Below are 10,509 nucleotides of genomic sequence, written 5' to 3'. Positions count from 1 at the left end.
GCCCCCGCTCCCCCCCCCCCCCCCCCCCCCCCCCCCCCCCCCCCCCCGCCGGGGTGTCCGCTGTCGACACCGTCTCCCGCGCGGGCGCGGGGGACGGTGTCACGTCAGCGGATCATCGGAAGCGGAGCAGCTGAGCAGCGGAGCAGCGGAACAGTGGGTCCGCGGGTGCTCAGATCGCGGTGACCGTGAGGGTCGCGCTGTAGGTGCCGGGTGCGGTCGTGGTGGCCAGGTTCAGGCTCAGGTCGGCGCCGAGCACGGCGGTGCCGCGACCGTGGCCGGCCACCGCCCGGCCCAGGGTGCGCGCGGTCTTGACGCCGCCGTCGGCCGCGGGCGCCACCGGCGGGCCGGCGGTCACCTGCTGACCGTCGCCGGCCCGGACGACCTTCGGGGTCCAGCCCAGGGCCGAGCCGTCGAAGCCCGCGCCGCCCGCGCCGCCCGCGGCGGCGAAGTCGGTGACCTGGCCGCTGACGTTCCAGCCCGGGTCGGCCGTACGCAGGTCGGTGACCTGCACGGTGTTCAGCGCACCGGAACTGGCCAACCGGTCGCCCGCGGCGGTCAGTTCGGGCGAGGGCAGGGTGACCGTGCCGCCGTCGACGGTCATGGTCAGCCCGCCGGTGTTCTTGACGGTGGTGGTGATCACCTGGTTGCCGGACAGCGGGTCGCCGCCGCCCGGGTTCGTGGCCCCGCTCGTGGTGAGGGAGACCTGATCGATGGCCCAGAAGCGGCTGTTGGTGCCGGTGTAGCGGAACCGGATCTGCGCGGTCTCGGCGCCGGCCGGGACGTCGAGCGTCAGACGCTCGACCTGGTTGGTGTTCGCGCGGTAGGACTTGATCGGCTTGGGCGCGCCGCCGTCCCAGGACACATACACGTCGCCGGTCTGCGGGCCGTCGACCTGGTAGTCGCTGACGTAACTCAGCTCCGCCTTGGCCTTGCCCTCGACCGGGTAGGCCGGGGAGACCAGGGTCGAGTCGAACTGCCCGGCGGCGTGCGCCTTGTCGTCCCACTCGTCGGAGTCGGCGACGGCGAACACGTTGCGGCTGCGCACGTTGCCCTCGCGGGCCTGGGCGTTGCCCTCGGCGCGGGTGAAGAACTCGTCGGTGGTGAAGGACCAGCCGCGCCATTCGGTCACGCCGCCGGTGGGCATCGCCGAGTTGTCGATCGACCAGCCCTGTGGCGTGGTGTGGGTGAAGCCCTTGACGCCGGCGGGGATGCCGGTCTCGTCGACGCGCTCGGACAGGGTCGGTCGCAGCGCGTCGAAGGCGTCCGCCTTGATCTCGTCGATCGGCTGCCCGTCCAGGCCCCACGCCGGGTCGATCCGCACACCCTCGTGCTTGAGCACGGTGGGCGCGATGTCGACGAGGCGCACGTCGTCGCGCACGGTGCCGGCGGGCATGCCCCCGCCGTTCGCGATGACGAAGGTCTGGCGCTCCTGCGGGGTGTCGCCGCCGTGGCCGCCGGAGTCGGTGTGGCCGTGGTCGGTGGTGACCATGATCAGCCAGTCCTCCTGGGCGTAGGTCGCCCGACCGCGCAGCGCGTCGAGGACCCTGCCGACCCGGGTGTCGGCCTCGCGTACGGCCTGTGCGTACTCGACGCTGCTGCCCCCGTTGTTGTGGCCGGCCCCGTCGACCGCGTCCAGGTGCATGAACGCGACGTCGGGGTTGCCGGTGGACAGGTACTGCGCGGTGTCGGCGGTGGCGAGGTCGTCGTTCTCGTCGGTGGACACGCGCACGTCGACCTTCGGCGAGAAGATCTTCGACGAGATCGGCTCCCACGCGCCGACCACGAGGGTGGAGGCGGCCGGTTGGGCGGTCTCCAGGCGGGTCGCGAAGTCGGGGTACTTGTCGTACTGAGATCCGGCGAACGAGTTGTCGTGCACGCCGTGCTTGTCCGGCCATACGCCGGTGGCGATGGTGGACCAGCCGGGTCCGGAGACGGTGGGTGCGAACGGCTGCGCGTACAGGTTGCTCGACGCGGTCACGCCGCCGGCCATCAGTGCCTTGAGGTTGGGCGCGTCGCCGCTTCGCAGCTTGTCGAAGCGCAGGCCGTCGATGCCGATGACCAGCGTCTTGGCCTTCTTGGTGCCGCCGGGCAGCGACGGCAGGGTTTCGGCCGCGGCCGGCGAGGCGGCGAGCGCGGCGCCGGCCAGGGCGAGTGGAACGGCGACCGCGGCGACTGCGGCGGCGGCGATCCCGCGTTTGGCTCGGGTGGATCCGTACACTTCGATAACTCCCTCGGTGGATGAACCGGAGTGGGGTCGGGCCGCGGCGGGGGCAATCCGCCGCAGGCCCGCCGGGCCGACCGCGTTCGCGCGGTCGGCCCGGCTGTCTCGTGTTGCCTACCGCGCACCTGCGTACTGCGGGTGGAGCGGGTGTCGCGTGCCGAGCTCCCCGACGTGCGGCCCGAGTTGCCTGTCGTTGCGGCCGCCGCGCGAGAGTGTGCGCAACCACCATGCAACGAGTCGGGGATCGGCCATCCACGAACGGCCGTCGATCGGCTGAACAACGAGAGAACTTCCGGTCCGAACCCGTTATCGTTCCGTGATATTCACGGCCGGGGGTGACGTCAGCAGGGGATGTCCAGATCGATGGTGACCGGGTTCGACGGCCACTGGTAGGACGCCACGGCGAAGCTGCCGTGGACGGTCGAACCGCAGCCGACGCTGCCGCTCACGCCGGAGACCTGGATCGTGGTGCTCTGGAAGATCGCGTTCTGGGTCACCGCACCGAGCGAGACGCCGGCGACGTTGCCGGACAGCTGCAGGATCAGCGGCTTCGGCTGCGGCAGCGGACTGCCCGGCGACGGAGGCCCCGCCAGGCCGACCTGGCCGAAGAGTCGCACGTTCTCGCCGGTGACCTCTGCGCAGACCTTGGTCGCGAGGCCGGACTGGAGGCCGTACGTGCAGGTCACGGAGGGCGGAACGGGATCGGCGGTCGCGATCGGCGCGGCGGCGAGGATGCTCGTGCCGGCTATGCCCAGCGCTGCGATGGCCTGGATGCACTTCATGGGAAACCTCCGTTGTCGTGACGCCCGACGTCGGGCGTAGCCTTATGAGGTGTGACATTGCACATCTCACATGGCACATCCTGGCACGAGAACGAGCGGCCCATCGACCATCGAGGGTGGATGTCGCCGTGATCTGCGTTACACACAGAGTCTGCGGGCTATGACTTTGAGTCACAGCCGGCCGAATCGTCACTCTCCCGTCCCGACACCGGCAGGCTCGGGTCGCGGCGCAGCGCGTCCAGGACGGCGCGCACCGCCGCACGAGGCGGTGAGCCGCGGCGGATCGCCGCCGTGATCGTGCGCGTCTGGGGATTCGCGAGTTCCCTGGTGGCGACGCGATAGCGGCGGTCGACCGCCAACCCGGGCAACAACGCGATCGACAGCCCGGCCTCAACGTGCTGCAACGTCATCATGTAGTTGCTGAACCGGCACACCACGCGCGGCTCGAACCTCGCCTGCCGACACAGGCGCAAGGCGAGGTTCGCCATGTACGACTGCGGGATGTCGAACGCCCACGGCTCGTCCGCGTAGGCCGCGAGGTCCACCGCCCCGCGTCCGGCCGCGGGATGCTCGGGCGGGACCACCAGCAGGACCGGGTCGGTGGCCAGCGGCACGAGGTCGAGATCCGGCCCCAGGGGCAGTTCGTCGAAGTCCGTGGTCGTGATGATGATGTCCGCGTCACCATTTCGCAGCGCGGGCATGCTCGCGTGCGGCTCCAACTCCAGCAGTTCGACATCCAGGTGCGGATGCTCGCGCGCCAGACGGGTCACCGCCGGCACCGCCATGGTGTGGATCGCGCTCTGGAACGCCCCCAACCGCACCAGCCCGGCGGGTTCCTCGCCGAACCCGCGCAACTCGGCCTCGACGCCGTCCATGTGATCGAGGATCGCCTGCGCCCGCCGCGCGAGGATCAGCCCGGCCGAGGTCAGCCGCACCCGCCGTCCGGTGCGTTCCAGCAGTTGGGTGCGCGTCTCCGCCTCCAGCACGGCGAGCTGCTGGGACACGCTGGACGGGCTCAGGTTGGTGGCCTGGGCGACCGCCCGGATGGTGCCCAGCGTGTCCAGCCGGCTCAGCAGGCGCAGTCTCCAAGGGTTCATCACGCCCTCATTGTCGGCATCCTTGTGCGGTTTTACCGAACAGCACGGCCGGAATCGTGAGATGGACGTGTCGCTCGAACGCGACCTACGGTCGTGGACATGGCTGCTTCGAGCACCACCCCGCCGTCCACCGAAACCTTCTGGGCCGACGCCCGGCGCCACCTCGTCCGCTACGGCGGCGAGTTCACCCGCGAGATCATCGACCACGCCGCCGGGAGCTTCGTCTTCACCGCGGACGGCCGGAAGATCCTGGACTTCACCTCCGGCCAGATGAGCGCGATCCTGGGCCATTCGCACCCGGAGATCGTCGCGACCGTCCGGCGCCAGGTGGCGACCCTGGACCACCTCTACAGCGGCATGCTCAGCCGCCCGGTGGTCGACCTCGCCCGCCGGCTGGCCGCCACGTTGCCCGCGCCGCTGGAGAAGGCGCTGCTGCTGACGACCGGCGCCGAGTCGAACGAAGCCGCGATCCGGATGGCCAAGCTCGTCACCGGCAGGTACGAGATCGTCTCGTTCGCCCGATCCTGGCACGGCATGACCCAGGCCGCCGCGTCCGCCACCTACAGCGCGGGCCGCAAGGGCTACGGCCCCGGCGCACCCGGGAACTTCGCCATCCCGGTTCCGAACGCGTACCGGCCCGACTTCACCACGGCCGACGGCGCACTGGACTGGCGCCGTCAGTTGCACGTGGCCTTCGACCTGATCGACGCGCAGTCGACCGGCAGCCTGGCCGCGTGCCTGGTCGAACCCATCCTCAGCTCGGGCGGCATCATCGAGCCGCCACCCGGGTACTTCGCGGCCCTGCGGGACAAGTGCCGGGAACGCGGCATGTTGTTGATCCTCGACGAGGCCCAGACCGGCCTGTGCCGCACCGGGTCCTGGTACGCGTTCGAGCGCGACGGCGTCGTCCCCGACATCCTCACGCTGTCCAAGACGCTCGGCGCGGGACTGCCGCTCGCCGCCGTGGTCACCAGTGCCGAGATCGAGCAGGAGGCGTACGACCGCGGGTTCCTGTTCTTCACCACGCATGTCGCCGACCCGCTGCCGGCGGCGGTCGGCAACACCGTGCTGGACGTGCTGATCGCCGACCGGCTCGACGAGCGCGCGCGAACGCTCGGCGCGTTCCTGCGGCAGGGCCTGACGGACATCGCCGCGCGCCATCCGGTCGTCGGTGACATCCGCGGCCGGGGCCTGCTGGCCGGGCTCGAACTCGTCGTCGACCGCGAGACGAAACAAAGTTCGGACGCGTTGGGCGCGCGGGTCACCCGGCGCTGCCTGGAACTGGGCCTGCACATGAACATCGTGCAGCTCCCGGGCATGGGCGGGGTCTTCCGGATCGCGCCTGCGCTGACGGCGACCGAGGACGAACTCGCGCTCGGCCTGACGATCCTGGACGAGGCGATCGGCGACGCCTGCGCCACGCGCTGAGCACACCGACTCCGCGCGCCCACCGACGAACCGCGGCGTGCCGTTCGACGCCGGTCGAACGAGGGTTGCGCAAAGGGGAGTTCGTCAGCCGGCCGGGCCGGCGAACGCACCGAGGGCGAGGCGGGCGAAGCGTTCGCCGATGCGCAGGAGGGTGGCCGAGTCCGGGTGCAGGTCGTCGGGCAGCGGCAGTTCGGCGTGGTCCGCCTCGCCGTAGAGCTCGAGGCCGTCCAGGTAGTGCAGGTTCGGGTCGGCGGCCGCGCGCTGCCGAACGATCCGGGCCAACTCGTCCCGGATCACGGTGAGGGTCAGCTTCCCGGCGGCGGTCTGCGCGGGATCGCCGGTGGCGACGAAGCGCAGACCCCCCTCACTCATCGCGCCGAAGTCCGCGGCGCTGGGTCCCGGGGTGTTCTCGTGGATGGGGCAATGGATCGGCGAGACCACCAGCAGGGGGGTGGTGGGATGCCCTTCACGGATCGTGTCGAGGAAACCGTGGACGGCCGGACCGAAGGCACGCAACCGCATCGCGTCGGTGTTGACGATGTTGATGCCGACCTTGACGCTGATCAGGTCCGCCTCGGTGTCGCGCATGGCGCGGGCGGTGAACGGGTCGAGCAGGGCGCTGCCGCCGAAGCCCAGATTGATCAACTCCACCTTGCCCAGAGCCGCCGCTCGGGCGGGCCAGGTCCCGGTCGGGGTGCGGGCGTTGGAGCCGTGACTGATCGAACTGCCGTGGTGCAGCCAGACCTTGCGGTCGCCGGCCGGTGGCAGGTGTACGGGGGCGTTGGTACGCAGGGCCACCAGCAGGGTGGTCTCGTCGTGCGGCAGCCAGATCTCGACGTCCTTCTCGTCGCCCGGCAGCCCGGTGAAGCGCAGTGTCCGCACCGGGCCGGTTCGGGTCTGTGTGGTTCCGGAGACCGGGTCGATGGTGAGTGTGTCGCCGTCGGTCGTGCCGGCCCGACCCGCGAGCCGCCCGTCGACCAGCAGCTCGTACACCCCGTCCGGGCGCGGCGGCGCTCCGACGTAGACCCGTTTGCCGGCCACGACGTCCAGCTCGACGGCGGTGGCCCGGGTGCGCAGGGCCAGTCGTACGCCGGAGGGCTGCGACTGCGCCATGGCGAGCTGGTCGTCGGGGATCTGCTCCCGGGCGCGTGCGGGCAGCCGGTGGGGCAGGACGCCGCGTTCGGTGTGCTCCACGTCGAGTGCGCCGCGCAGGAGTTCGGCGGTGATGGGGGTGGTGGTCCAGTCGTCCTCGGTGTGGATGCGTTCGGTGCTCATCTGCTCGGTGCTCGTTTCCTCGGTGCCCATTTCCGCGGTCTCTCCGATCAGGGCGTCGCCCGGCGGTGGGGTCGGTGGATGAGGCGGGTCGCTCAGGAGTCGGCGGGCCAGGTGCGCAGCAGCACGTCGAGCGCGTTGAGGATCTCGGTCCAGCTCTCCTGCGAGTCGGGGGCGCTGTGACCGAAGCCGCCCGCGCTCTCCAGCCCGACGTAACCGCTGAAGACGCTGCCCAACAGCCGCACCGCGTGGGTCTGCCGGGGTTCGGCCAGGTCGTATCCGCGCAGGATCGCCCGCATCATCTGCGCGTGCCGGACGCCGGCACCGGCGGCCGCGGTCTCCGGGTCGAGCCGGAACCGGGCGGCCTCGAAGCGGCCCGGGTGCGCGAGGGCGTAGTCGCGGTAGACGTTCGCGAACGCGATCAGTGCGTCCTTGCCGGCCCGTCCGGCCACCGCGGTGGAGACGAGGTCGGCGAGTTCCTCCAGGGCGAGCAGGGCGATCCTGGTCTTGAGGTCATGGGCGTTCCTGACGTGCGAGTACAGGCTCGCGGTCTTGACGCCGAACCGACGGGCGAGCTCGGCGGGGGTCGCCTGCTCGAAGCCGATCTCGTCGGCCAGCTCCGCCCCCGCCCGGACCAGACGCTCCGTGGTCAGCCCCACTCGTGTCATGCCCACTCTCCGAGTCCTCCGCCAATCCTGCCTTAGAGGATTATGCGCATGCCTAATTGCATTAGGCAATCTGGCGTGTGTCTTGGTTCGCCGGTTCGGGACACATCCAGGGGAGCGATCACGGACGTCGGCGGTTCGTCGGCCTCGGAGACCTCGCGGTCCGGACCGGGACGGATGGGCGGTCGCCGGCCCCGGCCGGCAGCGGTCGGCCATTCGGCGTAGCTCGACGCGCGGATGGGCCGACCGTGCTGGTCGACTGATCCGGCACCCCGACAACATCCAGCAGCGGAGGCCGACATGGCGATCGTCGTGATTCTCGAAATGCCCGGTATGACCCAAGCGATGTACGAGGCGAGTGCGGACAAGGTGACCGGCGGTCGCGGCCCGGTCGAGAAGCCCGCGGACTGGCCGGTGCCGGGCCTGATCTCGCACACCTCCGCCGCCACCCCCGAAGGCTGGTTCGTCGCCGACGTGTGGGAGTCCGAGGAAGCGTTCGAGCGGTTCAGCGAGATCATCATCCCGATCCTGCGCGACCTCGGCGTTCCGGACGTGCAGCCGCGGATCTACCCGGTATTCACCGTGGTGACCCCGTAGACCGTCTGCCGAACGGTCCTTCCGGGCTTGTCGAGATCACCGGGCTGCCGGGGGCAACGGTGACAAGGTCCGATTCTCCCGGATCTCCCGGATCTCCCGGCCTCGCGGGAGGTTGCGACCATCACCGGGCCGCGGGCGCACACCACGCAAGAGCCGGCCGGGTCCGGCGGCGAGGTGCCGGGGCGGGGGTGGTGTCGAGTGGGGGCCGGTGCGCCCTCGCCTGCGGGCGGGGGCGCACCGGTGTGCTTTCGGGCCGGTTCGGTCAGGGCCGTCGGCTCATGGGCGGGTGCGGAACCGGGGGGTCAGGGGGTGGTGTTCCGGACCGTGTTGTACATCGCCTGGGTGAGGTCGCCGAAGCCGTTGGACATCAGGTAGGGGCCGTAGGCCCAGTTGGGGGTGCCGCCGTGGACGATGGCCCAGGCTGCCTCCCACCAGGGCGAACTGCCCGTGGCGTTGGTGAAGCGGGAGGTGACCGCGATCTGGGTGCCGGTGCCGGTGGCGGGGTCGAAGTTCATCAGCCAGGGGCCGCCGCTGGAGCCGGGGGACATCGCCGAGGCCATGTCGTGGGCCAGGTTGATCGTCGAGTCGTCGATGGTCGTGCCGCGGGCGTACATCAGGGACCGGCCGTCGAAACCGCGTCGCAGTGAGGGGGCGACGCCGAAGTCGGCGGACGTGGTGCCGTCGCTGTTCCTGGTCCAGTACCAGTTGCGGGTGTTGTCGGTCGGATAGCCGAACTGGTGGAGCCAGAGCGGGTTGGCGGCCACGCCGAAGGCGATGTTCTGGCCGCCGGTGATCTGTTGGATCGGCGTGGGGTCGCCCGGGCGTTCGACGGTCGCCATCGCGACGTCACCGCCGGACCGGAAGGTGCTGTCGGCGTCCCAGGTGGGGGTGATCCAGGCACGGGTGACGCCCCAGACGCCGTAGGGCGCGACGTCGTTGCCGGGCATGGGCGCGTTGCTCTCGTCGGTGCCGGTGAAGCGGGGTACGTTCGCGCCGTTGAAGGCGGGGATGAACACCGCGTTGGTGATCACGTCGTCGCCCAGTCCCGCACGGAGGTTGGCCGTCACCTTGAAGCAGTGGCCCGCGGTGACGATGGTACTGCGGTTGGCGCTGGTGATCACGTTCGCGGAACACGCCGAGGGCACGAGCGCGCCGTCGAAGGAATTGCGATACACCATCAGGAGCTTGCCGGTGGTCCGGGAGATCTTGCCCTGGCCGGTCCACGGTCTGCTCAGGTCGTCCCAGCCGCCCGGCGGCGGGAACGCGTCGGCGCCGTCCGAGTTGAGGCCGTACTTGGCGATCCGCGCCAGATTCCAGTAGCCGACCTCGGCCTGGAGCATCGCCGCGTGGTTGACGGGGTCGGCGGCGACCAGGCGCGGCAGTTCGACCGGGGCGCCGGCGTCGGCGTGCGCCGCGGGCGTCGCGGTCAGCACCGCGGCGGTGAGGGCGAGCACGCCCACCACCGTGGCGATCTTGCTTCGTAACGTGCGTCGTACGTGCATGGAGTGGTCCATGTCCTCTCGAAAGGGCAAGGCCACAAGGGCCGTTGCCTCGGGGGAGCGGGGGTCGGAGCGGAAGCCCGTCGAGATCGAACCTGTTCATGACCGGTCGGTCGGTCATAAGGTGTTCATCCGGGGCGCAACTGTCAAGACCACCAGGTGGTTTGACTCTCCAACAGAGGTGATCGATGGCACGACCGGCGGGACCGGGCCGTGAGGCGTTGTTGCGGGCGGGACTCGAAGTCGCGGACGCACGCGGGTTGTCCAGGATGTCGGTGAACGCCGTGGTGGAGACGGCGGGCATGGCGAAGGGCAGCTTCTACCAACATTTCAAGGATCGCCGCGGCTACCTCGTGGCACTGCACCGCAGGTACCACGGCGGCCTGGAGGAGCGCGTCCTGGCCGAGGTGGAGGGCCTCGCGCCGGGCCGCGAACGCCTGGTGGCCGGCGTGCACGGCTACCTGGACGCCGGCCTGGCGACCACCGGTACCCGTGCACTGCTGGTCCAGGCCCGTACGGACCCCGATCTCTTCGAGGAGACCCGCGAACGCAACGCCCGCACCAGGGCCCTGGTCCTGCCCGAACTCGTGGCCCTGGGCTGGGATCCACCGGAGCCGATGGCGCACCTGCTCGTCGCGATGGTCTTCGACATCACCCTCGAGGAACTCGTCGCCGGCCGCCGCGACGACCTGCGGGAGGCGCTGCTGCGGCTGCTCGTGCGCTGATCCGCACAGTCGAGCCGCGCGGCTCACGCGCTCGGGCCGGGTCGTTCGCGCCGTCCGCGAGGGCGCCTCGGCGCCGCGTGCGCGTCGAGCGACGGTGCCATCCGGCCCGCCGGACCGGACGTGAACGTCGCAGCCCGGGCACCGATCGGATCAACTGTTCGAGGGCGTCGGGATCCGCGCGCAGGGCCTTGGCGGTGCGGGCCAGGTCCTCCACCAGTGCGGG

The 10,509-nt window shown here is 70.9% G+C and carries 9 protein-coding genes; 3 read left to right on the top strand and 6 right to left on the bottom strand.

Annotated elements, in window-relative coordinates; translation table 11 throughout:
- Positions 1–169: 169 nt before the first annotated feature.
- The 3 genes from ACZ4FV_RS50575 to ACZ4FV_RS50565 all read right to left on the bottom strand — a co-directional run bounded on the left by ACZ4FV_RS50575 (position 170) and on the right by ACZ4FV_RS50565 (position 4,100).
- Entirely contained in the window at positions 170–2,218 is a 2,049-nt protein-coding gene (locus tag ACZ4FV_RS50575) for an alkaline phosphatase family protein (protein ID WP_465328128.1), read from the bottom strand.
- 344 nt (positions 2,219–2,562) lie between these two features.
- Positions 2,563–3,003 carry a hypothetical protein gene (locus tag ACZ4FV_RS50570; protein ID WP_395860492.1) on the bottom strand — a complete coding sequence of 147 codons (441 nt, stop codon included), beginning with the start codon at positions 3,001–3,003 and terminating at the stop codon, positions 2,563–2,565.
- A 158-nt stretch (positions 3,004–3,161) separates the two neighbouring features.
- Complete coding sequence (locus ACZ4FV_RS50565) at positions 3,162–4,100, bottom strand: LysR family transcriptional regulator (RefSeq protein ID WP_402233641.1); 939 nt, start codon at positions 4,098–4,100, stop codon at positions 3,162–3,164.
- A gap of 99 nt (positions 4,101–4,199) precedes the next feature.
- Here ACZ4FV_RS50565 and ACZ4FV_RS50560 point away from each other — a divergent pair, with 99 nt between their 5' ends.
- Entirely contained in the window at positions 4,200–5,528 is a 1,329-nt protein-coding gene (locus ACZ4FV_RS50560) for an aspartate aminotransferase family protein (RefSeq protein ID WP_395860489.1), read from the top strand.
- A gap of 84 nt (positions 5,529–5,612) precedes the next feature.
- On the opposite strand, the gene ACZ4FV_RS50555 is transcribed toward ACZ4FV_RS50560, so the two are convergent.
- Both ACZ4FV_RS50555 and ACZ4FV_RS50550 read right to left on the bottom strand, forming a co-directional pair.
- Positions 5,613–6,788, bottom strand: a complete 1,176-nt coding sequence (locus ACZ4FV_RS50555) for a GDSL-type esterase/lipase family protein (RefSeq protein WP_465328130.1) — start codon at positions 6,786–6,788, stop codon at positions 5,613–5,615.
- A gap of 107 nt (positions 6,789–6,895) precedes the next feature.
- Positions 6,896–7,468, bottom strand: a complete 573-nt coding sequence (locus tag ACZ4FV_RS50550; RefSeq protein WP_395860487.1) for a TetR/AcrR family transcriptional regulator — start codon at positions 7,466–7,468, stop codon at positions 6,896–6,898.
- A 297-nt stretch (positions 7,469–7,765) separates the two neighbouring features.
- On the opposite strand from ACZ4FV_RS50550, the gene ACZ4FV_RS50545 reads away from it, so the two are divergent.
- The gene (locus tag ACZ4FV_RS50545) at positions 7,766–8,062 is read left to right on the top strand and encodes a hypothetical protein (RefSeq protein ID WP_395860486.1); all 297 of its coding nucleotides are present in this window, start codon (positions 7,766–7,768) and stop codon (positions 8,060–8,062) included.
- 302 nt (positions 8,063–8,364) lie between these two features.
- On the opposite strand, the gene ACZ4FV_RS50540 is transcribed toward ACZ4FV_RS50545, so the two are convergent.
- Entirely contained in the window at positions 8,365–9,564 is a 1,200-nt protein-coding gene (locus ACZ4FV_RS50540) for a trypsin-like serine peptidase (RefSeq protein WP_465328124.1), read from the bottom strand.
- Between the two features lie 185 nt (positions 9,565–9,749).
- Here ACZ4FV_RS50540 and ACZ4FV_RS50535 point away from each other — a divergent pair, with 185 nt between their 5' ends.
- On the top strand, positions 9,750–10,286 hold the full coding sequence (locus ACZ4FV_RS50535) for a TetR/AcrR family transcriptional regulator (protein WP_395860482.1): 537 nt from the start codon (positions 9,750–9,752) through the stop codon (positions 10,284–10,286).
- Positions 10,287–10,509: the final 223 nt, after the last annotated feature.

The sequence above is a fragment of the Embleya sp. NPDC025285 genome (genome assembly GCF_055558835.1).
Note: the sequence above shows the minus strand (reverse complement) of the source record. Positions and strands in the feature narration are given on the sequence as shown.